Below are 22,209 nucleotides of genomic sequence, written 5' to 3'. Positions count from 1 at the left end.
ATCATCATGCGTCAGCTTGCCTTGTTCCTGCTTGCCTGTTGCCTGGCCCTGCCAACGCTGGGGGCCGAAGCCGCCAGGCAGAATCGCCAGGAGCAGTTCGGCGAGCTGACCGTGCATTACAATGCAATCACCTCCAGCATCCTGCAGCCGGGCATCGCCAAGGCGGCAGGGCTGATGCGCAGCAAGAACCTGGGTGTGCTGAACGTGGCGGTGGAAAAGGCCGGCAAGTCCTACGCGGCGGCCATCAGCGGCACCGTCAGCGGGCCGGATGGCAAGAAAGAACGCCTGACCTTCACCCAGGTTACCGAACAGGGCGCGGTTTCCTACGTTACACAGTTCCAGATCCCGCAGGACGCGACCTACACCTTTGACCTGAGCATCAAGGCGGCCGGTGATACCAACCGCCTGAGCTTTGACCAAGAACTATTTCCGGGCGACTCATGAACTTCACGCAACTCGTGCTGGCCAGCCATAACGCTGGCAAACTCAAGGAACTCCAGGCCATGCTGGGCGGCAGCGTGCAACTGCGCTCGGTGGGCGAATTCAGCCAGGTAGAGCCGGAGGAAACCGGCCTGTCGTTCGTCGAGAACGCCATTCTCAAGGCCCGCAATGCCTCGCGCCTGTCCGGCCTGCCTGCCTTGGCCGATGACTCGGGCCTGGCTGTGGATTTCCTGGGCGGTGCCCCGGGCATCTACTCGGCGCGCTACGCCGATGGCCAAGGCGATACCGCCAACAACGCCAAGCTGCTGGACGCCCTGAAGGATGTGCCGGAAGCCGAGCGCGGCGCGCAGTTCGTCTGCGTGCTGGCCCTGGTGCGCCATGCCGATGATCCCTTGCCGATCCTCTGCGAAGGCCTGTGGCACGGGCGTATCCTGCACGCCGCCAGCGGCGAGCATGGTTTTGGCTACGACCCGCTGTTCTGGGTGCCCGAGCGTGACTGCTCCAGCGCCGAACTGAACCCGGTGGAAAAAAACCAGCTGAGCCACCGCGCCCGCGCCATGGCCATCCTGCGTCAACGCCTGGGCCTTGCATGACCACCACCACGTTGTTTGCAGGCGAGGACGGTTTTTCCTCGGTGGCACCGCGGGCGCCCCTGCCCGAGCTGCCGCCCCTTGCCCTGTACATCCATATCCCGTGGTGCGTGCGTAAATGCCCGTACTGTGACTTCAACTCCCACACCGCCACCCCCCATCTGCCGGAAGAAGCGTATGTCGACGCCCTGCTGGCCGACCTGGACATTGACCTGGCTGCCGTCTACGGCCGCCCCCTGAGCTCGATCTTCTTCGGCGGCGGCACGCCCAGCCTGTTCAGCGCCAAGGCGCTGGGGCGGCTGCTGGAGGGCGTGGAGCAGCGCATTCCATTTGCTGCCGACATCGAGATCACCCTGGAAGCCAACCCGGGCACCTTCGAGCAGGAAAAATTCAGCGCCTACCGCACGCTGGGCATCAACCGCCTGTCCATCGGCATCCAGAGCTTCCAATCCGCCAAGCTGGAGGCGCTGGGGCGCATTCACAATGGCAGCGAGGCCATCCGTGCGGCCGACATGGCGCGCCAGGCCGGGTTCGACAACTTCAACCTGGACCTGATGCACGGCCTGCCCGACCAGTCCCTGGAAGAAGCACTGGACGACCTGCGCCAGGCGATTGCGCTGAAACCCACGCACCTGTCCTGGTACCAACTGACGCTGGAGCCCAACACGGTGTTCTGGAATCAGCCGCCCGTGCTGCCCGAGGACGACACCCTGTGGGACATTCAGGAAGCCGGCCAGGCCTTGTTGGCGGAACACGGCTACGCCCAGTACGAAGTATCGGCCTACGCCCAACCGGGCAAGGCGGCGCGCCATAACCTGAACTACTGGAGCTTTGGCGACTTCATAGGCATCGGTGCCGGCGCCCACGGCAAGCTGAGCCACCCGGACGGCCGCATTGTGCGGACCTGGAAGACGCGCCTGCCCAAGGACTACCTGAACCCGGCCAAGCCGTTCCAGGCTGGCGAGAAGCTGCTGGCGCTGGACGAGCTGCCGTTCGAGTTCCTGATGAACGCCTTGCGCCTGACCGCAGGCGTGGACGCCCACCTTTACCCGCAGCGCACTGGGCTTACCCTGGAAAGCCTGGGCGAAGGGCGCCGCCTGGCCGAACAAAAAGGCCTTTTGCAGGTCGAACCGTCGCGCCTGGTTGCCACGCCTCAGGGCCAGTTGTTTCTCAACGACCTGCTGCAGTACTTCTTGATCTAAGGATTGGCCATGGAATTAGTGTTGAACTTGCTCGCGACCGTCTCCCGCTGGAGCCGCGGCAACCTTTCGGAAATTGCCCTGGCGCTGGTGGGGTGCCTGCTGGTGCTGTTCGGTGCCGACATCAAGGGCTGGCTGGACCAACGGCTGGGCGGCATTGCCGGTGCATTGCGCATACCGGTACTGGCGTTGGTGTGCTGCATCGGCAGCGGGGCAGCGTTGATCTATGCAACGCCCTGGGTGGTGCGCGGCCTGAGCCAGTTCAACAACTACAGCCTGGCCCCGGTGCTGCTGGTGGTGCTGGTGCTGATTGGCGTGGTCGCTGACCGCAAGTAAGCTTCTATTGCCTCTTCGCGGGCACGGCCCGCTCCTACAGGGGGTGCGCAATCCTGTAGGAGCGGGCCGGGCCCGCGAAGGGTTCAAGCCAATCCGGGATCAGTCTACCTTTTCGAACTTCAGATCCCACACGCCGTGGCCAAGACGTTCGCCGCGGCGCTCGAACTTGGTGATCGGCCGTTCGGCCGGGCGCGGCACGCATTTGCCGTCTTCGGCCTGGTTGCGATAACCCGGCGCCACGTTCATCACTTCCAGCATGTACTCGGCATAGGGTTCCCAGTCGGTGGCCATGTGCAGTACGCCGCCCACTTTCAGCTTGCTGCGTACCAGCTCGGCGAAGGCCGGCTGCACGATGCGACGCTTGTGGTGGCGGCTCTTGTGCCAAGGGTCGGGGAAGAACAGCATCAGGCGATCGAGGCTGTTGTCGGCGATGCAGCGCTTGAGCACTTCGATGGCGTCGGTGTCGTACACACGCAGGTTCTTCAGGCCCTGGGTCAGCACGCCATTGAGCAGCGCGCCCACACCCGGGCGGTGCACTTCAATGCCGATGAAGTCATGCTCGGGCGCGGCAGCGGCCATTTCCAGTAGGGAATGGCCCATGCCGAAACCGATTTCCACGGTACGCGGCGCACTGCGACCAAACACCTGGTCGTAGTCCACCGGCGCATCCGCCAACGGCAGCACGAACAGCGGCGCGCCCTGGTCCAGGCCGCGCTGCTGGCCTTCGGTCATGCGCCCGGCACGCATCACGAAGCTCTTGATAGCGCGGTGCTGGCGCTGCTCGCCCTCGCCCTGCACGTCGTCGTTTTCAGGGATCGGGGTATCTTGCGGTTCAGTCATGGTGGCTCTTACTTGATCAGACCATCCAGCGGCGAAGACGCGCTGGCATAGAGTTTTTTCGGCATGCGGCCGGCCAGGTAGGCCATGCGGCCAGCGACGATGGCGTGCTTCATGGCACCGGCCATCATGATCGGGTCCTGGGCGTGGGCAATGGCCGAGTTCATCAGCACCGCCTGGCACCCCAGTTCCATGGCAATGGTGGCGTCGGAGGCGGTGCCCACACCGGCATCGACCAATACTGGCACCTTGGCTTCTTCCAGGATGATCTGCAGGTTGTAGGGGTTGCAGATACCCAGGCCGGTACCGATCAGGCCAGCCAGCGGCATGACCGCGATGCAGCCGATTTCGGCCAACTGGCGGGCAATGATCGGGTCATCGCTGGTGTACACCATCACGTCGAATCCATCCTTGACCAGTACTTCGGCGGCCTTGATGGTCTCGATGACGTTGGGGAACAGGGTTTTCTGGTCAGCCAGCACTTCCAGCTTCACCAGGTTATGGCCATCGAGCAGCTCGCGGGCCAGGCGGCAGGTGCGCACGGCTTCCACGGCGTCGTAGCAACCGGCGGTGTTGGGCAGGATGGTGTAGCGATCCGGCGGCAACACGTCGAGCAGGTTCGGCTCGCCGGGGTTCTGGCCAATGTTGGTACGGCGCACCGCCACGGTGACGATTTCAGCCCCGGAGGCTTCGATGGCCAGGCGGGTTTCTTCTAGGTCGCGGTACTTGCCGGTACCGACCAGCAGACGCGATTCGAAGGTACGGCCGGCCAGGATGAAGGGCTTGTCGCTACGCGGATTGCTCATCGTCGTTCCTCTCGGGGGTGAAGTGGGGGCAGCGCAATTGCTCGGCGGTCAACCGCCACCGATGGCATGGACCACTTCCACCTGGTCGCCTTCGCGCAGGGCAGTGGCTTCGTGCTGGCTGCGCGGCACGATATCCAGGTTCAGTTCCACTGCCACCCGGCGGCCAGTCAGCTCCAGGCGGGTCAACAGCGCCGCGACGGTCTCGCCGTCGGGCAGTTCAAAGGGTTCACCGTTCAACTGAATGTGCATGCAGGCAGCAGCCATCATTTCAAAGGGGCCAGCATTCTAGCCCGTTCGCCGCTTGCGACCAAGGCAAACCCAGCCCATTCGTCTCAAGCCTTGCCCAGGTTCCAGGCGGCCATGCCCAGGCAGGCCCAGCCGGTGAGGAACGCCAGGCCGCCGAACGGGGTGATCACGCCAAACACGCGCACGCCGGTCAGCGTAAGCAAATACAGGCTGCCGGAAAACAGCACAATGCCGATGCAGAACATCACACCAGCGGCGTTGATGAGCCGGCTGGGCAGTTGAACACTCAGGACGGCAATGGCCAGCAGCACCAGGGCGTGAATCAACTGATAGTTCACCCCGGTATGGAACACCGCCAGGTATTCGCTGCTCAAACGATCCTTGAGGCCGTGGGCGGCGAACGCGCCAAGGCCTACCCCGGTGAATCCGAAAAAGGCAGCCAGCATGAGAAATTGTCGCAGCATCCAGGAACTCCGGTTCGATGGCACAGGGTCTGTATAATGGCCCGCTCAATGCGTCCGGCCAAGTCATCCATGCTGAGTTCCTTCTTCAACCTGCTGCGCAAAGTGACACTCTGGTTCATCGTTGGCAGCATTCTGCTGGTGGTGCTGTTGCGCTTCGTGCCGCCGCCGGGGACCATGCTGATGGTCGAACGCAAGGTCGAATCCTGGACCGATGGCGAGCCCATTGACCTGCAGCGTAGCTGGCGGCCTTATGGGGAGATTTCCGATTCGCTGAAAATCGCCGTCATCGCCGGCGAAGACCAGCGCTTCGCCCAGCACTGGGGCTTTGACTTCGAGGCCATGCAGGCCGCCTTCCTGCACAACGAACGTGGCGGCTCCATCCGCGGCGCCAGCACCCTCAGCCAGCAAGTGGCCAAGAACCTGTTCCTGTGGTCGGGCCGTAGTTATTTCCGCAAGGCGCTGGAGGCCTGGTTCACCGCGCTGATCGAAACCTTCTGGTCCAAGCAGCGGATCCTGGAGGTGTACCTCAACAGCGTGGAGTGGGATGACGGCGTGTTCGGCGCCGAAGCGGCCGCGCGGCATCATTTCGGCACCAGTGCAGGCGGCCTGTCGGCCCAACAGGCCAGCCTGCTGGCCGCAGTGCTGCCCAACCCCCGCGTATGGAGCGCCAGCCACCCAAGCACCTACGTGGCGCGCCGGGCTGGCTGGATTCGCACCCAGACGGGGCAATTGGGGGGTGCAGCCTATTTGACTGACCTTAACCATTCACGCAGTGCCACGCCTTGGGCTATGTGACAACCGCCACCCACACCCCGTAGCCCGCCGGCAGCGGCTACGAGTGATAGGCGGAAGGCAAATAAAAAGCCCCGGCACTTTGGCCGGGGCTTTTTTGGTTCAGCGGGTGGATCAGGCCGCGATCGAGATCTTCAGCTTGTTCATCGCGCTTTTTTCCAGCTGGCGGATGCGCTCGGCCGATACGTTGTACTTCTCGGCAAGCTCGTGCAGCGTGGCCTTTTCCTCGGCCAGCCAGCGCTGGTAGAGGATGTCACGGCTGCGGTCGTCCAGCACTTCCAGGGCCTGATGCAGGTTGCTGTTGGAGCTGTCGCTCCAGTCAGCGTCTTCCAGCTGGCGCGCCGGGTCGTAACGGTGGTCTTCCAGGTAATTGGCCGGCGACTGGAAGGCGCTGTCGTCGTCTGCCTCGGCAGCCGGGTCGAAGGCCATGTCCTGACCCGTCAGGCGGCTTTCCATCTCACGCACTTCACGCGGCTCCACGCCCAGGCTTTCGGCCACGCGATGGACTTCCTCGTTGTTCAGCCAGGCCAGACGTTTCTTCTGGCTGCGCAGGTTGAAGAACAGCTTGCGCTGCGCCTTGGTGGTCGCCACCTTGACGATGCGCCAGTTGCGCAGGATGAACTCGTGGATTTCCGCCTTGATCCAGTGCACGGCAAAGGACACCAGGCGTACGCCCATTTCCGGGTTGAAGCGCTTCACGGCCTTCATCAGGCCGACGTTGCCTTCCTGGATCAGGTCGGCCTGTGCCAGGCCGTACCCCGAATAGCTGCGTGCGATGTGCACGACAAAACGCAGGTGGGCGAGCACCATCTGCCGAGCCGCCCCAAGATCCTGCTCATAGTAGAGACTCTCGGCCAGTTCACGCTCCTGCTCCGGCGTCAGCAAAGGAATGCTGTTCACCGTGTGCACATAGGCTTCCAGGTTCTGACCCGGGACCAAGGCATAAGCAGGTTGCAAAGAAGTGGTCATACGAAAAAACCTCCGACTCACGAATTTGTGCATTAAAGCACAGACGCATAGACCGGGAACCGCGAAACAAGTTCCCTAAAGTTAAATTCACCAAAGGTCAATGCTGGCACATAAATATTTCAAAATATTACCGAGGAGCGAGCTCGCGCAAATGGCGGGCGACTGCAATCCACGCACCGATATACCCCAACAGCAGGGCACCAAGCAAGAGAGACAGACCATCGGACGACGGAACACCGGCCAGTGCAAAGTCACTGCCATACAGCCCGGAAAGCCCTACAACCGCGTCATTCAGCCAGTTCAGACCAAAAGCCAGCACGCCCCACGCAAAAATACCGCCACCCAAGCCATAAATCGCCCCCATGTACAGAAACGGCCTACGCACGTAGGCGTCAGTACCGCCCACTAACTTGATGACCTCGATTTCCGTGCGACGGTTCTCGATGTGCAGACGAATGGTATTGCCCACCACCAGCAACAGTGCCGACACCAGCAGTACAGTCAGGCCGAAGACAAAGCGGTCACCCAGCTTGAGGATGGCCGCCAGACGCTCAACCCATACCAGGTCAAGCTGGGCCTGTTGCACCTTGGGCAGGTCGGCCAGCTGCGAGCGCAGGGCTTCCAGCGCGGCCTTGTCGATTTCCAGCGGGGTGACCACTACCACGCCAGGCAGCGGGTTGTCGGGCAACTCCTTGAGCGCCTCGCCCAGCCCGGACTGCTGCTGGAACTCGCCCAGTGCCTTGTCCTTGCTGATGAACTCGGCGTCGGCGACGCCGTTCAAACCCTTGATCTGCGTGACCAGGGCGTCGCCATCACGATTGGTGGCATTCATGTCCAGGTACAGGGAGATCTGCGCTGCACGCTGCCAGGAACCGCCCAGGCGCTCGACGTTCTTGAGCAACAGCGACAAGCCCATGGGCAGGCTCAATGCCACGGCCATCACCAAGCAGGTGAAGAAACTGCCGAAGGGTTGCTTGGCCAGGCGCTTGAGGCTGTCCTTCAGGCTGGCGCGGTGGCTTTCCACCCACGCCTTGAACAGGGTGGCGAAGTCCGGGCCGTCGTCTTCCTGTTGCTGCTTTTTCTTCGGCGGTGGCGGCTCGGCGGCCTTGGGTGCCACGCGGTCGGTTACCTTGGGGCTGCGAGTGGAGGTCATTGCGCCACCTCCGCGTCACCATCGCCAATCAGGCGGCCGCGCTGCAAGGTCAGCATGCGATGGCGCATGCGCGCGATCAGCGCCAGGTCGTGGCTGGCAATCAGCACGCTGGTGCCCAGCCGGTTGATGTCTTCGAATACACCCATGATTTCCGCTGCCAGCCGTGGGTCGAGGTTACCGGTGGGCTCGTCCGCCAGCAGCAGGGCCGGGCGGTGGACGATGGCGCGGGCAATGCCGACGCGCTGTTGCTGCCCGGTGGAAAGGTCGCCGGGGTAGAGGTCGCCCTTGTCGGACAACGATACGCGCTCCAGTGCCGAGTCCACGCGCTTGGCGATCTCGGGCTTGGATAGCCCGAGGATCTGCAGTGGCAAAGCAATATTGTTGAACACCGTGCGATCGAACAGCAACTGGTGGTTCTGGAACACCACGCCAATCTGGCGGCGCAGGAACGGGATCTGCGCGTTGCTGATCTGGCCCAGGTCCTGGCCTGCCAGCAGCAGCTTGCCCGAGGTGGGCCGCTCCATCGCCAGCAGTAAGCGCAACAGGGTGCTTTTACCGGCACCGGAGTGGCCGGTGACAAACAGAAACTCGCCACGACGCACTCGAAAGCTCAGCTCATGCAAGCCGACGTGCCCGTTCGGATAGCGCTTACCGACCTGTTCGAAACGAATCATGAACGCTCCCGCTCGGCAAACAGTGCCTGTACAAAGGGTTCTGCTTCAAAGGTACGCAGGTCATCGATGCCCTCGCCCACGCCGATATAGCGAATGGGCAGGCCGAACTGCTTGGCCAGGGCAAAGATGACGCCGCCCTTGGCGGTGCCGTCGAGTTTGGTCAGGGCCAGGCCGGTCAGAGCAACGGTGTTGTTGAACTGCTTGGCTTGGTTGATGGCGTTCTGGCCCGTGCCGGCGTCCAGCACCAGCAGCACTTCGTGCGGCGCGTCGGCGTCCAGCTTGCCGATGACCCGGCGAACCTTCTTCAACTCTTCCATCAGGTTGTCTTTGGTGTGCAGGCGACCGGCGGTATCGGCGATCAGCACATCGATGCCACGGGCCTTGGCGGCCTGTACGGCGTCAAAAATGACCGAGGCCGAGTCCGCGCCGGTGTGCTGGGCGATGACCGGGATCTTGTTGCGCTCGCCCCACACCTGCAATTGCTCCACCGCCGCGGCACGGAAAGTATCGCCGGCAGCCAGCATGACTTTCTTGCCTTCCAGTTGCAGCTTCTTGGCCAGCTTGCCAATGGTGGTGGTCTTGCCGGCGCCGTTGACGCCCACCACCAGGATCACGAACGGCTTGCTCTGCGAAGTGATCTTCAGCGGCTGTTCCACCGGGCGCAGCAGGTCGGTCAGCTCGCCCTGCAGCGACTTGTACAGCGCGTCGCTGTCAGCCAACTGCTTGCGCGCCACCTTCTGGGTCAGGCTTTGAACGATCACCGAGGTGGCCTCGACGCCCACGTCGGCGGTCAGCAGGCGGGTCTCGATTTCTTCCAGCAGGTCATCGTCGATGGCCTTCTTGCCCATGAACAGGCTGGCCATGCCCTCGCCCAGGCTGGCACTGGTCTTGGCCAGCCCTTGCTTGAGGCGGGCGAAGAAGCCGACCTTGGACGCTTCGGCCTGGGCGACGGATTCGGGTTCGGCTTCGGGCGCAGGCTCGGGTTGCAGCTCAGCAACCAACACAGCTGCCGGGGCTACTGCGACCGGGGCAGGTTCAGGCTCGACGGCCGGGGTCGGGGCCGCCACTGCAACCGGCTCGCTGACTGGCACGGCTGCCGGCTGCGGCTGCGGCTGCGGCTGCGGCTCAAAAACGATTGGCTCTGGCGCCACCGGTTCCACCACAACCACGGGTTCCACCACGGCTTGAGCCACTACCGGCTCGACCGCAGGCTCAGGCACCACTGCCTCTGGCAACGGCGCAATGGGCGGCGGCTCATGGGGTTCCAAGTGGTCGGGCACCAGCGCAACCGGCTCTTCGGGCACGGGCAGTACCAGGCCGGCAGGGGCCGCAGCCACCTCGGCCACAGGCTCTGCAACCACAGGCGCCAGTACAGGCTCCGGCGCCAGCTCGACAATCGTCTCGGGGGCAACGGATTCAGGGGCTTGGGGCTGTTCAACCGCTTCTTGCGCAGGTTTTTTGCGCAGCCAGCCGAACAGGCCTTTCTTCTCGGGGGACTTTTTGTCGTCGTTGGAACCAAACATGGAGGACGGCTATCTCAAGGTAGCGACGCGCCAATGCGGCGCCTCAGGAAATTCTAATAACGCAGAACAGACTGTATTTTTCCCGGCTCGTTCATGCGCAACATTTTGTAGAGAGCCCGCAGGCCTTCTCTGCAACCAGGCATGGTCGCCAGGTAACCGGATCAGTATCCTAGCACCTCCTCGCCCGTGGACGCTAAGACCAAGCGGGCAGTCCGACAGGTTAAAAAACGAATGAATGCTCTAGCCCGCCGTGCCGCCGGCCTGCTACTCAGCTCGGTTTGTCTGCCACTGGCCGCCCTGGCCGCCGATCCTCAACCCACCACCGAGTTCACCCTGGACAACGGCCTCAAGGTCGTGGTGCGCGAAGACCACCGCGCGCCCGTGGTGGTTTCGCAAATCTGGTACAAGGTTGGCTCCAGCTACGAGACGCCCGGCCAGACCGGCCTGTCCCACGCCCTGGAACACATGATGTTCAAGGGTAGCGAGAAACTGGGGCCCGGCGAGGCCTCCAAAGTGCTGCGCGACCTGGGCGCCGAAGAAAACGCCTTCACCAGCGACGACTACACCGCCTTCTATCAGGTGCTGGCCAAGGACCGCCTGCCGGTGTCCATGGAGCTTGAGGCCGACCGCATGGCCACCCTGAAGCTGCCGGCCGACGAGTTCAGCCGCGAGATCGAGGTGATCAAGGAAGAGCGGCGCATGCGCACCGACGACAAGCCCAGCGCCAAGGCCTTCGAGCTGTTCAAGGCCATGGCCTACCCGGCCAGCGGTTACCACACGCCCACCATCGGCTGGATGGCCGACCTGGACCGCATGAAGATCGAAGAACTGCGCGCCTGGTACAAGGCCTGGTACGTGCCCAACAACGCCACCCTGGTAGTGGTGGGCGACGTTACCCCCGACCAGGTCAAGGCCCTGGCCCAGCGCTTCTTCGCCGCCATTCCACGCCGCGCCACGCCGCCCAGCAAAATCCCGCTGGAACTGGCCGAGCCCGGCGAACGGCAGATCACCGTACACGTGAAGACCGAGCTGCCCAGCGTGATCTTCGGCTTCAACGTGCCGGGCCTGGCCACCGCCACCAACCCGCGCGACGCCCAGGCCCTGCGCCTGATCTCGGCGTTGCTGGACGGCGGCTACAGCGCGCGCCTGTCCACCCAACTGGAGCGCGGAGAAGAATTGGTCACCGGTGCATCGGCCAGCTACAACCCGTTCACCCGCGGCGACAGCCTGTTCATGTTGTCTGCCACCCCCAACACCCAGAAAAAGAAAACCCTGGCCGACGTCGAGAAGGGCTTCTGGCGCCTGCTGGACGACCTCAAGACCAAGCCACCCACCGCCGAGGAACTCGAACGCGTGCGCGCCCAGGTCATCGCCGGGCTGGTTTTCGAGCGCGACTCCATCTCCAGCCAGGCCACCACCATCGGCCAGCTGGAAACCGTGGGCCTGTCCTGGAAGCTGATGGACACCGAACTGGATGACATCAAGAGCGTCACCCCCCAGGACATCCAGAACGCTGCCCGTACCTATTTCACCCGGTCGCGCCTGAGCATCGGTCACGTTTTGCCTGAGGAATCGGCCCATGAATAAGCGCACTCAACCCCGCCACGCCCTGCTGGGCGTGGCGCTGCTGGCCGCGCTGATGACCGGCCAGGCCATGGCGGACGACGCGACGCCGACGCCGCTGGACAACCTGCAGACCCTCAAGGAACTGGACGGCAAGCCGCCCAGCCACCGCATGATGGACATCCAGACCTGGCGTACCGCCGAAGGCTCCAAGGTGATGTTCGTCGAAGCGCACCAGTTGCCCATGTTCGACCTGCGCCTGACCTTCGCCGCCGGCAGCAGCCAGGACCAGAAAAACCCGGGCATCGCCCTGCTGACCAACGCCATGCTCAATGAAGGCGTGGCCGGCAAGAACGTCGAGGCCATCGCCCAGGGCTTCGAGGGCTTGGGTGCCGATTTCGGCAATGGCGCCTACCGCGACATGGCCGTTGCTTCGCTGCGCAGCCTCAGCGCTGGCGACAAGCGCGAACCGGCACTGAAGCTTTTCGCCGAAGTGGTGGGCAAGCCGACCTTCCCCGCCGACTCCATGACCCGCATCAAGAACCAGCTGCTGGCCAGCTTCCAGTATCAGAAACAGAGCCCCGGCAAGCTGGCCGGCAACGAACTGTTCAGCCGCCTGTACGGGGACCATCCGTACGCCCACCCAAGCGATGGCGATGCCAAGTCCATCACCGCTGTCAATGCCCAGCAACTGCGCGCCTTCCACAACCGCGCCTATGCGGCCGGCAACGTGGTGATCGCGCTGGTGGGCGACTTGTCTCGCGCAGAGGCGGAAAAAATTGCCGAGCAGGTCTCTTCGGCACTGCCCAAGGGCCCCGCCCTTGCGGCCATGCCCCAGCCGCAGGCGCCCAAGCCGGGGCTGACGCACCTGGAGTTCGCGTCCAAGCAGACCACCATGCTGCTGGCCGAACTGGGCATCGACCGTAATGACCCGGACTATGCCGCTCTGTCGATGGGCAATCAGATTCTGGGCGGCGGCACCTTCGGTACGCGGCTGATGAGCGAAGTACGGGAAAAGCGTGGCCTGACCTATGGCATCTACTCGGGCTTCACCCCGATGCAGGCGCGCGGACCTTTCTCCATCAGCCTGCAGACCCGCGCCGAACTGAGCGAGGGTACGCTCAAACTGGTGCAGGATATCCTGCGTGACTACCTCAAGAACGGCCCTACCCAGGACGAGCTTGACGCTGCCAAGCGCGAGCTGGCAGGCAGTTTCCCGCTGTCCACCGCAAGCAATTCGAGCATCGTCGGGCAATTGGGGGCCATTGGCTTCTATAATCTGCCGTTGAGCTTCCTTGAAGACTTCATGCAGCAGTCCAGCACCCTGACCACCCAGCAGGTCAAGGACGCGATGAACCGCCACCTGGATGCCGACAAGCTGGTGATCGTCACCGCCGGCCCCACCGTGGCTCAGAAGCCGCTGCCTCCCCCTACTGACAAACCCCAGGAACAACCCATGGGCGTTCCGGAGCATTAATGGCCACTACCCCTGCAAAACCTGTAAAGCACAACGGCCTGGGCCAGCTGCGCATCATTGGCGGCCAATGGCGCAGCCGCAAGCTGAGCTTCCCTGACGGCCCGGGCCTGCGCCCCACGCCAGACCGCGTACGCGAAACGCTGTTCAACTGGCTGGCCGCCTACGTCAACGGCGCCAAGGTGCTGGACCCGTTCTGCGGCAGCGGCGCGCTGTACCTGGAAGCCCTGTCACGCGGCGCCAGCATGGGCCTGGCGCTGGACAGCAATGCCCAGGCCATAGCCAGCCTGCGCAGCAACCTCGACCTGCTCAACTGCGCCACCGGCCAGTTGCTGCAAAGCGATGCACTGCGCTATCTGGAAACCCAGACGGCCAGTACCTTCGACCTGGTGTTCCTCGACCCGCCGTTCCACCAGAACCTGTTGCCGGCAACCTGCGCCCTGCTCGAGTCCCACGGCTGGCTGAGCGAACGCGCCTGGGTGTACACCGAAAGCGAAGCGCCGCCATCGACATTGCAACTGCCGGCCAACTGGCGCCTGCACCGCGAGAAAAAGGCCGGCCAGGTCTACTACGCCCTCTGGCAGCGCGGCTGACTGTGTGAGGGCTGCGGCCCACAACAGCCAGTTGCTGCTACATATTTACCGCCAAGCCCTGCCAACTTTGCCGCAGCCTCTACCCTCGTCATCCACCGATTACGAGGGTACTGCCATGCACCGCCACCCCCTGAAAAAATCCACCCTGTCATTGTTGACCATCACCCTGGGCACGCTCCTGGCCGTCGCCCACGCACTGGCTCACCAATAAACGCGATACAGGCGCCAGCGATTGTGGCAACGTAGCGGGTGTTACTGGAGGAAGAAACACCCGTGGACACGTCTACCGCGCAGGTTGCTGCGCCTTTCCGCCCCGCCAGGGGGCTGGCCAACCCTCATTTGCAAACCATGTGGGGCCCGATTCTGCGTCGCCAACCACCGCTGGTGCGCGAGCGCCAACGCCTGTGGCTGGCCGATGGCGACTTCATGGACCTGGACTGGCACGGCCCGCACAGCGCCGATAGCCCGCTGGTCCTGGTATTGCACGGCCTCACCGGGTCGTCCAACTCGCCCTACGTGGTCGGCCTGCAACGCGCACTGGCGGCCCAGGGCTGGGCCAGCGTGGCGCTCAATTGGCGCGGTTGTTCGGGCGAGCCCAACCTGCTGGCCCGCAGTTACCACTCCGGCAGCAGCGAAGACCTGGCCGAGGTCATCAACCACCTGCGCAGCCGTAGGCCCATGGCCCCGCTGTTCGCGGCGGGCTATTCGCTGGGCGCCAATATCCTGCTCAAGCACTTGGGCGAAGTAGGCGACGCCAGCCAGTTGCAGGGCGCCGTGGCGGTGTCGGTGCCGTTCCGTCTGGACCAGTGCGCCGACCGTATCGCCATGGGCTTTTCCAAGGTGTACCAGGCGCACTTCATGCGCGAGATGCTGGCGTATGTGAAGGACAAGCAACGCCGCTTCCAGCACGAAGGCAAGCACGACGGCCTGACCACGTTGAGCAACCTGGGGCCGCTGAAGAACCTGCGCACCTTCTGGGACTTCGACGGCAAGGTCACGGCGCCGCTGAATGGCTTCGCCGATGCCCATGACTACTATCGCCGCTCGTCCAGCCGCTACTTCCTGGGCGACAACCGTACCCCGACCCTGATCATCCAGGCCGCGGATGACCCTTTTGTGTTCCGCCACAGCCTGCCCCAGGCCAACGAGCTGTCGTCGAGCATCACCTTCGAGTTGCACGAACAGGGCGGCCACGTGGGCTTTGTCGATGGTAGCCTGCGCAAACCCGGCTATTACCTGGAACGGCGTATCCCGCAATGGCTGTCGGGGCTGGCGTGATGAGCAGCGGGTCGGGCGAGTCCATCCATTTCTGGCAAACCCCGCCCCTGGCGGGCGTGGAGTTGCTGTCGGCCCGTTACATTGAGCAGCGTTTCGTGCCCCACGTGCACGACGGCTTCGTCATCGGCATGATCGTCAGCGGCGCCCAGCGTTACCGTTACCGCGGCGCCGACCATCTGGCGCCCAGCGGCACCCTGGTACTGATCAACCCCGACGAGGTCCATACCGGCAGCAAGGGGCACGACCAGGGCTGGCTGTATCGAGCGTTTTATCCACAGAACGCGCGACTCGAGAGCCTGCTGCAGGAACTGGACATCGTCACCAGCGCCACACCCTCATTCAGTGACACCCTGTACCGCGACAACGACCTGGTGGCCGGCTTCTACCACTTGCACCGGGTGCTGGAAAACGGCGGCCAGGCATTGGAGCAGCAGACCTTGTGGCGGGAAATGACGCTGGCGCTGTTCTCGCGTCATGCCAAGGTTCGTGCGGCGCTTGAAGCGGGCCGCGAGCCAAGGGCCATCGCCAGGGCCAAGGAGTTGCTGATGACTCACCTGGCCGAGCCGCCCTCGCTGGAAGCACTGGCCCAGTCGGTGAACTTGTCGCCGTTCCACTTCGCCCGCTGCTTTCGCAAGGCTACCGGCCTGCCGCCTCACGCATGGCTGATGCAGCAGCGCATTTCCCGCGCCCGCGCGCTGCTGCGCGAGGGCTGTCTGCCGCTGGCAGTGGCCACGCAATTGGGCTTTGCCGACCAGAGTCACCTGAGCCGGCAGTTCAAGAAAGTGTACGGCGTAGGCCCTCGCGCCTACCGCGATGCGGGGTCTGAGTCGCCTTTGGCCAAGGGCCGCTGAGCATCGGTGATCCACTCGCTCCAGGAGCCCGCATACAGCGGCGCCAGCGGGTAGCCGGCCAGGCACAGGGCAAACAGGTTGTGGCACGCGGTAACCCCTGAGCCGCAATAGGCCACCAACGATTCTACTGGCCGCCCGCCCAGCTTTTGCTCGAAGCGCTGCCTGAGCAGGTCGACCGGCAGAAACAGGCCGTCTGCACCCAGGTTGTCGGTGAAGGCTGCGCACTGGGCGCCGGGAATATGCCCGGCCACCGGGTCGATTGGCTCTACCTCGCCGCGAAAGCGCGGCAACGCCCGGGCATCCAGCAAGGTCAGTTCGGGCTGGCCAAGGCGTTCCTGCAGTTGCCGGGCGGTCACCACCAGGCTGGCATCAGGCTTGCCGTGCAGGTGGCCCGGGGCGTTTTGCGCGGCATCCAGGCTCAGCGGCAATCCGGCGGCGTGCCAGGCCTTGAGGCCGCCGTCCAGGATCGACACGCCACTGCGCTTGCCCAGCCAGGCCAGCAACCACCAGGCCCGCGCCGCGTAGGCACCGGGGCCATCGTCATACAGCACCACGTCGCTGTCAGCATTGATGCCCCAGTGTTGCAGGCGCTCCAGCAAGCGGCCCGGCTCGGGCAACGGGTGGCGTCCGGTGACGCCCTTGACCACACGGCCGCTGAGGTCGCGCTCAAGGTCGGCGAAGTGCGCGCCGGCAATATGCCCCTCGGCATAGCTGCGCTGCCCATAGTCCGGGTCTTCGAGGGCAAAACGACAATCCAGAACCACCAGCGACGGTTGCTCGAGGCGGGCAGCCAGTTGCTGGGGGGTGATCAATTGCGCGATGGGCATGGCAGCCTCCCTGGGTTGTTCAAAACAATACCAAACGCCTGGCAGCTTAGATTGATTGCTCCAGGGCCTGAGTCAGCGACACGTGAAATTCCTGGCACATCGAGTCTACGGCGGCCTGATAAGGCGGCGTCACGTAGCCCAGTTCCAGCACCAACACCTGGTAGACACCGCGCTTGATGGCTTCTTCGCTCAAGTGCGAGGCATTTTCACGCGTGGTGCACAGGAAACGCACCCACGAGCTGAGGATAATCCAGGCGTTGAGCGTAAGCGCTTCGATCTGTGCGGCGTTCATTTGCAGGATACCGGCGTCGACAAAGCCCCTGTAGATCAGTTGCCCCTGCACCAGGCAGCGCTGGGAAAAGCGCCGGTAGCGTTCGGCAAGGTCAGGGTCGCTGTCGAGCAGGTGCTCCAGGTCACGGTGCAGGAAGCGATAGTTCCACATGGCCGCCAGCACGGCGCGCAGGTAGAAGCGCTTGTCTTCCACCGTGGGCGTGCGCCCTGCCGGCGGGCGCAGGAAACCGTCCACCAGGGCTTGGTACTGATCGAACAGCACACCGATGATTTCCTGCTTGTTGGCGAAGTGGTAGTAGAGATTGCCGGGCGATATTTCCATGTGCGCGGCGATATGGTTGGTGCTGATACTGCGCTCGCCCTGCTGATTGAACAGCTCTAGGCTGTGCTGGACGATGCGTTCGCGAGTCTTGGGGCGGGCAGCCATGCGCGTTTCCTGGCCATGGTCTTGAATGATTAACCACAGTGTACGACCAAACCCAGCCGCTGTGGCAGCCGTAAACCACCTGCCGCCGAGGGCTGCGTCTTGCGATTCGGTTTGTCCGGCAGCGCACGGTCAACTAAAGGGTGACTGCACAAATCGGTTTTTAGAGTATATGCTCTACTCAGAACAATAATTCATCCGGGAGCCTGCCATGTCTGCCCAACTGCACGAATTGCCCGACGCCTTCGCCCTGCTCGAACCGTTGCTGCACGCCCAACGCCAGGCCTTCGCCAGCAACCCCATGCCGCCAGCGGCACAGCGGCGCCAGTGGCTCAAAAGCCTGCGCGAGCTGCTGGTGACCGAACAGCAGGCCCTGATAGACGCCCTGCGCACCGACTTCGGCAACCGCAGCGCCGATGAAACCCTGCTGGCCGAACTGATGCCCAGCCTGCAAAGCATTCACTACGCCAGCCGTCATCTCAACAGCTGGATGAAAGCCTCGCGACGCAAGGTGGGTGTGGCGTTCCAGCCCGCGTCTGCCAAAGTGGTGTACCAGCCACTGGGCGTGGTGGGGGTGATCGTGCCCTGGAACTACCCGCTGTTTCTGGCCATCGGCCCGCTGGTGGGGGCCTTGTCGGCGGGCAACCGGGTGATGCTCAAGCTCAGCGAAGCCACGCCCGCTACCGGTTTGCTGCTCCAGCGCCTGCTGGAGCAGGTGTTCCCCACAGACCTGGTCTGCGTGGTGCTGGGCGAGGCGGACGTGGGCATCGCCTTCTCGCGCCTGCCCTTCGACCATTTGCTGTTCACCGGTGCCACCAGCATCGGCCGCCAGGTGATGCGCGCAGCCGCCGACAATCTGACCCCGGTGACCCTGGAACTGGGCGGAAAGTCGCCGGCCATCGTCGGCCCCGACGTACCCCTCAAGGACGCCGCCGAGCGCATCGCCTTCGGCAAGACCCTCAACGCCGGCCAGACGTGTGTGGCCCCCGACTACGTGCTAGTGCCCCGGCCGCGCCTGGACGCCTTCGTCGACGCCTACCGCCAGGCCGTGCAGGGCTTCTATCCACAGGTGCGGGACAACCCCGACTACACCTCGATCATCAACCCGCGCCAGCTGGCGCGGCTCAACCATTACCTCGAAGACGCCAAGGCCAAGGGCGCGCGGGTCATTGCCCTGTACCCGCCCGAGCAGACCACCGGCCGCTGCCTGGCACCCCAGGTGCTGCTGGACGTGAACGACGACATGACGGTGATGCAAGACGAGATCTTCGGCCCGCTGCTGCCGATTGTGCCCTACGACCACATCGACGAGGCCCTGGCCTACGTCAACGCGCGCCCGCGCCCGCTGGCGCTGTACTACTTCGGCTACGACAAGGCCGAGCAACAACGCGTACTGGACCACACCCATTCGGGCGGTGCCTGCATGAACGACACCCTGTTGCACGTGGCCCAGGACGACATGCCGTTCGGCGGTATCGGCCCCTCGGGCATGGGCCACTATCACGGCCATGAGGGCTTCCTGACGTTCAGCAAGGCCAAGGGCGTGCTGATCAAGCAGCGTTTCAATGCTGCGCGGGTGATCTACCCCCCCTACGGCAAGGCGCTGCAAAAGCTGGTGTACCGACTGTTCATTCGCTGAGGGCGCCGCCATGGATAGCCTTAACCGGCGCGGCCTGCTCACGTTCGGCCTGGGCGCCAGCGCCGTGCTGGCCACGGCAGGCCTGGCCAGCAGCCTGGGCGGCTGTTCACCCGCGCGCCCGGCCAGTGGTTTCGCGGTACTGCGCGACAGCGACCTGCCGCTGCTGCGCGCCGTATTGCCCGTGCTGCTGGCGGGCAGCGTCAGTGCCGGCGGCCTGCCAAGCGCCGTGGACGGCACGTTGCAAAGCCTGGACGACAGCCTGGCGCATTTGTCCGCGCCCATGCTCACGCTTACCCTGCAACTGTTCGACATACTGAGCCTGCCCGTCACCCGGGGGCCGCTGACCGGTGTCTGGGGCAGTTGGCAGCAGGCCAGCAGCGAACAGGTCGAGCACTTTTTGCGGCGCTGGCAAAACAGCAGCCTGAACCTGCTGCGCCAGGGTCACGCGTCCTTGCTCCAATTGGTATTGATGGCCTGGTATGGCCGCCCGCAAGCCTGGGCCCACTGCGGCTACCCCGGGCCACCTACCGTGTGAACAACAATAAGAGAGCCCCTGATGCCCGTACCCGACCTGTTCCGCGATGGCATGGCCCGCGGCTGGAAAACCCATGATGGCTCACGCCTGGACCACGACCTGACGCTGGAAGCCGATGTGGTGATCATCGGCAGCGGTGCCGGCGGCGGCACCAGTGCCGAGATCCTCAGCGCCGCTGGCCTCAAGGTGCTGATTGTCGAGGAAGGCCCGCTCAAGACCAGCAGCGACTTCAAGATGCTGGAACCACAGGCTTACGCCAACCTGTATCAGGAAGGCATCGGCCGCATGAGCAAGGACGGCGCCATTACCATCCTTCAGGGCCGCACCGTGGGCGGCACCACGGTGGTCAACTGGACCTCCAGCTTTCGCACGCCACCGCAAACCCTGGAACACTGGGCCCGCGAGCACGCGGTGAAGGGCCATGGCGTGGACGACATGGCACCCTGGTTCGAACGCATGGAACAGCGCTTGGGCGTGGCGCCGTGGCTGATCCCGCCCAACGCCAACAACGAGGTCATCAGCCGCGGCTGCGAAGCGCTGGGGTACCACTGGAAGGTCATCCCGCGCAATGTGCGCGGCTGCTGGAACCTGGGTTACTGCGGCATGGGCTGCCCCACCAATGCCAAGCAATCGATGTTGGTGACCACCATTCCCGCCGCCTTGGACAAGGGCGCCGAGCTGCTTTACCTGACCCGCGCCGAGCGCCTGCTTACCGATGGCCAACGGGTCACCGGCCTGCAATGCTCGGCCATGGACGAACGCTGCGTGGCGCCCACCGGCAAGACCATCACGCTCAAGGCCCGGCATTACCTGCTGGCCGGCGGCGGCATCAACAGCCCGGCTCTGCTGATGCGCTCCAAGGCCCCCGACCCCCATGACCGGCTGGGCAAACGCACGTTCCTGCACTTGGTGAACTTCTCCGCCGGGCTGTTCGACCAGGTAATCAACCCGTTCTACGGGGCCCCGCAGTCAATCTATTCTGACCATTTCCAGTGGCTGGACGGCACCACCGGGCGCATGTCCTACAAACTTGAGGTGCCCCCCCTGCAACCGGCACTGGCCAGTACCCTGCTGGGCGGCTTCGGCCAGGAAAACGCCGAGCGCATGGCCCAACTGCCCCACACCCATATGATGCTGGCGCTGCTGCGCGACGGTTTTCACCCGCAAAGCCAGGGCGGGGCGGTGGAGCTGCGCAGCGATGGCTCGCCAGTGCTCGACTACCCGGTGTCCGATTACGCCTGGGACGGCGTGCGCCGAGCCTTCCAGACCATGGCCGAGATCCAGTTCGCCGCCGGCGCGCGCAGCGTCACGCCGTTGCACAACGATGCCCGTGCGGCGAGCTCCCTGGGCGAGGCACGGCAAATGATCGACGGCCTGCGCCTGGAGCTGTTCCGCACACGCCTGGGCAGCGCCCATGTGATGGGCGGGTGCCCCATGGGCGAGGACCCTACCCGCTCGGTCACCGACAGCCTGGGGCGGCATCATCAGCTGGAAAACCTGTCTATCCATGACGGCTCGCTGTTTCCCACCAGCATTGGCGCCAACCCGCAGTTATCGGTATACGCCCTGAGCGCACAACTGAGCACCCTGCTCGCCCAGCGCCTGAAAGCGTTGTAGGAGCCGCCGCCAGGCTGCGAAGGCGCGCGCGGCGGGCCCACGATCGACATGACACGGCTGAAGGTCCTGCGGCCCTTTTCGCAGCCTTGCGGCAGTTCCTAAGGGAGGCGCAAAGCTAGCAATCAGCTCGCATCAATGCTGTCTATAGTCCCTTATACCCTGCACGCCGACTTGGCCGACCGGGAATGCTGCGATACCATCCCAATCCCCAACGGATTCCCGCCAGGACGACGCGATGAACCGAGTGTTGTACCCAGGTACCTTCGACCCCATCACCAAGGGTCACGGCGATCTGGTCGAACGCGCCGCGCGCCTGTTCGACCACGTGGTCATTGCCGTGGCTGCCAGCCCCAAGAAAAACCCGCTGTTCCCCCTGGAACAACGGGTAGAACTGGCGCGCGAGGTGACCAAACATCTGCCCAATGTCGAGGTAGTCGGCTTCTCCACGCTGCTGGCCCACTTTGCCAAGGAGCAAGGTGCCAACGTGTTCCTGCGCGGCCTGCGCGCAGTGTCGGACTTCGAATACGAGTTCCAGTTGGCCAACATGAACCGGCAATTGGCGCCCGACGTCGAAAGCCTGTTCCTGACGCCATCGGAGCGTTATTCGTTCATTTCCTCAACGCTGGTCCGGGAAATAGCGGCACTGGGTGGCGATATCACCAAGTTCGTGCACCCCGCCGTCGCCGACGCGCTGACCCTGCGCTTCAAGAAGTAGCAGCCACCGGCCGCCCCGCATAAGCGTGCACTGCGCGCGCTTATGCGGCACAATTGCGCACATTAGTGTTCATATGCCCGGGCCAAGGCCCCGGCCGGAGTACCCATGTCCCTGATCATCACCGACGATTGCATCAACTGCGACGTCTGCGAACCCGAGTGCCCGAACGCCGCCATTTCCCAGGGCGAAGAGATCTACGTGATCGATCCGAACCTGTGCACCCAGTGCGTCGGCCACTACGACGAACCGCAGTGCCAGCAGGTCTGCCCGGTCGACTGCATCCCGCTGGATGAAGCGCACCCGGAAAGCGAAGAGCAACTGATGGAGAAATATCGCAAGATCACCGGCAAAGCCTGATCATGCGACTCACGG

The 22,209-nt window shown here is 63.9% G+C and carries 25 protein-coding genes; 15 read left to right on the top strand and 10 right to left on the bottom strand.

All coding sequences use genetic code 11. The features are described 5' to 3' along the window. The first annotated feature begins 6 nt into the window (after window positions 1-6). Genes PMM47T1_RS00865 through PMM47T1_RS00850 form a run of 4 tightly spaced genes read left to right on the top strand, consistent with a single transcriptional unit; the run spans window position 7 to window position 2,566 of the window. Window positions 7-444: a DUF4426 domain-containing protein gene (locus PMM47T1_RS00865; RefSeq protein ID WP_008364884.1), complete on the top strand. Its 438-nt coding sequence runs from the start codon at window positions 7-9 to the stop codon at window positions 442-444. Continuing rightward, complete coding sequence (gene rdgB / locus PMM47T1_RS00860; RefSeq protein WP_008364881.1) at window positions 441-1,034, top strand: RdgB/HAM1 family non-canonical purine NTP pyrophosphatase; 594 nt, start codon at window positions 441-443, stop codon at window positions 1,032-1,034. Before PMM47T1_RS00865 ends, rdgB begins: the two co-directional genes overlap by 4 nt. Then, entirely contained in the window at window positions 1,031-2,233 is a 1,203-nt protein-coding gene (gene hemW, locus PMM47T1_RS00855; protein WP_008364879.1) for a radical SAM family heme chaperone HemW, read from the top strand. Before rdgB ends, hemW begins: the two co-directional genes overlap by 4 nt. Before the next feature lie 9 nt (window positions 2,234-2,242). Further along, a complete protein-coding gene (locus PMM47T1_RS00850) occupies window positions 2,243-2,566 on the top strand; it encodes a DUF3392 domain-containing protein (RefSeq protein WP_008364877.1) in 324 nt (107 codons plus the stop codon). A 99-nt stretch (window positions 2,567-2,665) separates the two neighbouring features. Here the strand turns inward: PMM47T1_RS00850 and trmB are convergent, their stop codons facing one another. The 4 genes from trmB to PMM47T1_RS00830 form a co-directional block, all read right to left on the bottom strand. Then, entirely contained in the window at window positions 2,666-3,313 is a 648-nt protein-coding gene (gene trmB, locus PMM47T1_RS00845; RefSeq protein ID WP_238536592.1) for a tRNA (guanosine(46)-N7)-methyltransferase TrmB, read from the bottom strand. A gap of 101 nt (window positions 3,314-3,414) precedes the next feature. After that, window positions 3,415-4,209: a thiazole synthase gene (locus PMM47T1_RS00840; RefSeq protein ID WP_008364874.1), complete on the bottom strand. Its 795-nt coding sequence runs from the start codon at window positions 4,207-4,209 to the stop codon at window positions 3,415-3,417. A 48-nt stretch (window positions 4,210-4,257) separates the two neighbouring features. Further along, window positions 4,258-4,458: a sulfur carrier protein ThiS gene (thiS, locus tag PMM47T1_RS00835; RefSeq protein WP_008364873.1), complete on the bottom strand. Its 201-nt coding sequence runs from the start codon at window positions 4,456-4,458 to the stop codon at window positions 4,258-4,260. 83 nt (window positions 4,459-4,541) lie between these two features. Continuing rightward, window positions 4,542-4,919: a DUF423 domain-containing protein gene (locus tag PMM47T1_RS00830; RefSeq protein ID WP_008364872.1), complete on the bottom strand. Its 378-nt coding sequence runs from the start codon at window positions 4,917-4,919 to the stop codon at window positions 4,542-4,544. A 69-nt stretch (window positions 4,920-4,988) separates the two neighbouring features. On the opposite strand from PMM47T1_RS00830, the gene mtgA reads away from it, so the two are divergent. Continuing rightward, window positions 4,989-5,714, top strand: coding sequence for a monofunctional biosynthetic peptidoglycan transglycosylase (gene mtgA / locus PMM47T1_RS00825; RefSeq protein WP_008364869.1), 726 nt, complete (start codon window positions 4,989-4,991; stop codon window positions 5,712-5,714). Window positions 5,715-5,825: 111 nt separating this feature from the next. Here mtgA and rpoH read toward each other — a convergent pair whose 3' ends face one another. The 4 genes from rpoH to ftsY all read right to left on the bottom strand — a co-directional run bounded on the left by rpoH (window position 5,826) and on the right by ftsY (window position 10,030). Continuing rightward, a complete protein-coding gene (gene rpoH, locus PMM47T1_RS00820) occupies window positions 5,826-6,680 on the bottom strand; it encodes an RNA polymerase sigma factor RpoH (RefSeq protein ID WP_008364867.1) in 855 nt (284 codons plus the stop codon). Between the two features lie 127 nt (window positions 6,681-6,807). Next, window positions 6,808-7,833 carry a permease-like cell division protein FtsX gene (gene ftsX, locus PMM47T1_RS00815; protein WP_008364865.1) on the bottom strand — a complete coding sequence of 342 codons (1,026 nt, stop codon included), beginning with the start codon at window positions 7,831-7,833 and terminating at the stop codon, window positions 6,808-6,810. Next, window positions 7,830-8,507 carry a cell division ATP-binding protein FtsE gene (gene ftsE, locus PMM47T1_RS00810; protein ID WP_008364862.1) on the bottom strand — a complete coding sequence of 226 codons (678 nt, stop codon included), beginning with the start codon at window positions 8,505-8,507 and terminating at the stop codon, window positions 7,830-7,832. The genes ftsX and ftsE overlap by 4 nt, the downstream gene beginning before the upstream one ends. Continuing rightward, window positions 8,504-10,030, bottom strand: coding sequence for a signal recognition particle-docking protein FtsY (gene ftsY / locus PMM47T1_RS00805; protein ID WP_008364859.1), 1,527 nt, complete (start codon window positions 10,028-10,030; stop codon window positions 8,504-8,506). Before ftsY ends, ftsE begins: the two co-directional genes overlap by 4 nt. Before the next feature lie 231 nt (window positions 10,031-10,261). Between ftsY and PMM47T1_RS00800 the strand changes: the two genes are divergently transcribed. The 5 genes from PMM47T1_RS00800 to PMM47T1_RS00780 all read left to right on the top strand — a co-directional run bounded on the left by PMM47T1_RS00800 (window position 10,262) and on the right by PMM47T1_RS00780 (window position 15,789). Further along, the gene (locus tag PMM47T1_RS00800) at window positions 10,262-11,617 is read left to right on the top strand and encodes a M16 family metallopeptidase (RefSeq protein WP_008364857.1); all 1,356 of its coding nucleotides are present in this window, start codon (window positions 10,262-10,264) and stop codon (window positions 11,615-11,617) included. 52 nt (window positions 11,618-11,669) lie between these two features. Further along, window positions 11,670-13,070 (top strand): M16 family metallopeptidase, encoded by a 1,401-nt coding sequence (locus PMM47T1_RS00795; RefSeq protein ID WP_425225887.1) that lies wholly within the window; start codon window positions 11,670-11,672, stop codon window positions 13,068-13,070. Then, window positions 13,070-13,660, top strand: a complete 591-nt coding sequence (gene rsmD, locus PMM47T1_RS00790) for a 16S rRNA (guanine(966)-N(2))-methyltransferase RsmD (RefSeq protein ID WP_008364853.1) — start codon at window positions 13,070-13,072, stop codon at window positions 13,658-13,660. Before PMM47T1_RS00795 ends, rsmD begins: the two co-directional genes overlap by 1 nt. A gap of 348 nt (window positions 13,661-14,008) precedes the next feature. Beyond that, window positions 14,009-14,938 carry a hydrolase gene (locus PMM47T1_RS00785; RefSeq protein WP_157212936.1) on the top strand — a complete coding sequence of 310 codons (930 nt, stop codon included), beginning with the start codon at window positions 14,009-14,011 and terminating at the stop codon, window positions 14,936-14,938. Further along, window positions 14,938-15,789, top strand: a complete 852-nt coding sequence (locus tag PMM47T1_RS00780; RefSeq protein WP_043300616.1) for an AraC family transcriptional regulator — start codon at window positions 14,938-14,940, stop codon at window positions 15,787-15,789. The genes PMM47T1_RS00785 and PMM47T1_RS00780 overlap by 1 nt, the downstream gene beginning before the upstream one ends. Here PMM47T1_RS00780 and PMM47T1_RS00775 read toward each other — a convergent pair. Together PMM47T1_RS00775 and PMM47T1_RS00770 are read right to left on the bottom strand one after the other, a co-directional pair. Further along, window positions 15,744-16,616, bottom strand: a complete 873-nt coding sequence (locus PMM47T1_RS00775) for a sulfurtransferase (protein ID WP_008364848.1) — start codon at window positions 16,614-16,616, stop codon at window positions 15,744-15,746. The two genes, PMM47T1_RS00780 and PMM47T1_RS00775, sit on opposite strands and share 46 nt — an antisense overlap. Before the next feature lie 46 nt (window positions 16,617-16,662). Continuing rightward, a complete protein-coding gene (locus PMM47T1_RS00770) occupies window positions 16,663-17,334 on the bottom strand; it encodes a TetR/AcrR family transcriptional regulator (protein WP_008364846.1) in 672 nt (223 codons plus the stop codon). A gap of 208 nt (window positions 17,335-17,542) precedes the next feature. Between PMM47T1_RS00770 and PMM47T1_RS00765 the strand changes: the two genes are divergently transcribed. From PMM47T1_RS00765 to PMM47T1_RS00745, 5 genes are all read left to right on the top strand, one after another. Then, window positions 17,543-18,970: a coniferyl aldehyde dehydrogenase gene (locus tag PMM47T1_RS00765; protein WP_008364845.1), complete on the top strand. Its 1,428-nt coding sequence runs from the start codon at window positions 17,543-17,545 to the stop codon at window positions 18,968-18,970. A 10-nt stretch (window positions 18,971-18,980) separates the two neighbouring features. Then, a complete protein-coding gene (locus PMM47T1_RS00760; protein ID WP_008364843.1) occupies window positions 18,981-19,505 on the top strand; it encodes a hypothetical protein in 525 nt (174 codons plus the stop codon). A gap of 21 nt (window positions 19,506-19,526) precedes the next feature. Then, window positions 19,527-21,122: a GMC family oxidoreductase gene (locus tag PMM47T1_RS00755; RefSeq protein ID WP_008364842.1), complete on the top strand. Its 1,596-nt coding sequence runs from the start codon at window positions 19,527-19,529 to the stop codon at window positions 21,120-21,122. Between the two features lie 235 nt (window positions 21,123-21,357). Continuing rightward, on the top strand, window positions 21,358-21,837 hold the full coding sequence (gene coaD, locus PMM47T1_RS00750) for a pantetheine-phosphate adenylyltransferase (protein ID WP_008364840.1): 480 nt from the start codon (window positions 21,358-21,360) through the stop codon (window positions 21,835-21,837). A 105-nt stretch (window positions 21,838-21,942) separates the two neighbouring features. Further along, on the top strand, window positions 21,943-22,194 hold the full coding sequence (locus PMM47T1_RS00745; RefSeq protein WP_008364838.1) for a YfhL family 4Fe-4S dicluster ferredoxin: 252 nt from the start codon (window positions 21,943-21,945) through the stop codon (window positions 22,192-22,194). Window positions 22,195-22,209 lie beyond the last annotated feature (15 nt).

Source organism: Pseudomonas sp. M47T1, assembly GCF_000263855.1.
Taxonomy (GTDB): domain Bacteria; phylum Pseudomonadota; class Gammaproteobacteria; order Pseudomonadales; family Pseudomonadaceae; genus Aquipseudomonas.
Note: the sequence above shows the minus strand (reverse complement) of the source record. Positions and strands in the feature narration are given on the sequence as shown.

Excerpts from the sequence above, each read along its gene's own strand:
- rpoH (WP_008364867.1), bottom strand. The coding sequence starts at position 6,680 with ATGACCACTTCTTTGCAACCTGCTTATGCCTTGGTCCCGGGTCAGAAC.
- PMM47T1_RS00840 (WP_008364874.1), bottom strand. The coding sequence starts at position 4,209 with ATGAGCAATCCGCGTAGCGACAAGCCCTTCATCCTGGCCGGCCGTACC.
- PMM47T1_RS00785 (WP_157212936.1), top strand. The coding sequence starts at position 14,009 with ATGTGGGGCCCGATTCTGCGTCGCCAACCACCGCTGGTGCGCGAGCGC.
- PMM47T1_RS00760 (WP_008364843.1), top strand. The coding sequence starts at position 18,981 with ATGGATAGCCTTAACCGGCGCGGCCTGCTCACGTTCGGCCTGGGCGCC.
- PMM47T1_RS00795 (WP_425225887.1), top strand. The coding sequence starts at position 11,670 with ATGACCGGCCAGGCCATGGCGGACGACGCGACGCCGACGCCGCTGGAC.
- PMM47T1_RS00775 (WP_008364848.1), bottom strand. The coding sequence starts at position 16,616 with ATGCCCATCGCGCAATTGATCACCCCCCAGCAACTGGCTGCCCGCCTC.
- thiS (WP_008364873.1), bottom strand. The coding sequence starts at position 4,458 with ATGCACATTCAGTTGAACGGTGAACCCTTTGAACTGCCCGACGGCGAG.
- PMM47T1_RS00765 (WP_008364845.1), top strand. The coding sequence starts at position 17,543 with ATGTCTGCCCAACTGCACGAATTGCCCGACGCCTTCGCCCTGCTCGAA.
- PMM47T1_RS00780 (WP_043300616.1), top strand. The coding sequence starts at position 14,938 with ATGAGCAGCGGGTCGGGCGAGTCCATCCATTTCTGGCAAACCCCGCCC.
- coaD (WP_008364840.1), top strand. The coding sequence starts at position 21,358 with ATGAACCGAGTGTTGTACCCAGGTACCTTCGACCCCATCACCAAGGGT.
- ftsY (WP_008364859.1), bottom strand. The coding sequence starts at position 10,030 with ATGTTTGGTTCCAACGACGACAAAAAGTCCCCCGAGAAGAAAGGCCTG.
- PMM47T1_RS00770 (WP_008364846.1), bottom strand. The coding sequence starts at position 17,334 with ATGGCTGCCCGCCCCAAGACTCGCGAACGCATCGTCCAGCACAGCCTA.
- ftsX (WP_008364865.1), bottom strand. The coding sequence starts at position 7,833 with ATGACCTCCACTCGCAGCCCCAAGGTAACCGACCGCGTGGCACCCAAG.
- PMM47T1_RS00745 (WP_008364838.1), top strand. The coding sequence starts at position 21,943 with ATGTCCCTGATCATCACCGACGATTGCATCAACTGCGACGTCTGCGAA.
- ftsE (WP_008364862.1), bottom strand. The coding sequence starts at position 8,507 with ATGATTCGTTTCGAACAGGTCGGTAAGCGCTATCCGAACGGGCACGTC.
- PMM47T1_RS00800 (WP_008364857.1), top strand. The coding sequence starts at position 10,262 with ATGAATGCTCTAGCCCGCCGTGCCGCCGGCCTGCTACTCAGCTCGGTT.
- hemW (WP_008364879.1), top strand. The coding sequence starts at position 1,031 with ATGACCACCACCACGTTGTTTGCAGGCGAGGACGGTTTTTCCTCGGTG.
- rsmD (WP_008364853.1), top strand. The coding sequence starts at position 13,070 with ATGGCCACTACCCCTGCAAAACCTGTAAAGCACAACGGCCTGGGCCAG.
- PMM47T1_RS00850 (WP_008364877.1), top strand. The coding sequence starts at position 2,243 with ATGGAATTAGTGTTGAACTTGCTCGCGACCGTCTCCCGCTGGAGCCGC.
- PMM47T1_RS00865 (WP_008364884.1), top strand. The coding sequence starts at position 7 with ATGCGTCAGCTTGCCTTGTTCCTGCTTGCCTGTTGCCTGGCCCTGCCA.
- PMM47T1_RS00755 (WP_008364842.1), top strand. The coding sequence starts at position 19,527 with ATGCCCGTACCCGACCTGTTCCGCGATGGCATGGCCCGCGGCTGGAAA.
- mtgA (WP_008364869.1), top strand. The coding sequence starts at position 4,989 with ATGCTGAGTTCCTTCTTCAACCTGCTGCGCAAAGTGACACTCTGGTTC.
- trmB (WP_238536592.1), bottom strand. The coding sequence starts at position 3,313 with ATGCGTGCCGGGCGCATGACCGAAGGCCAGCAGCGCGGCCTGGACCAG.
- PMM47T1_RS00830 (WP_008364872.1), bottom strand. The coding sequence starts at position 4,919 with ATGCTGCGACAATTTCTCATGCTGGCTGCCTTTTTCGGATTCACCGGG.
- rdgB (WP_008364881.1), top strand. The coding sequence starts at position 441 with ATGAACTTCACGCAACTCGTGCTGGCCAGCCATAACGCTGGCAAACTC.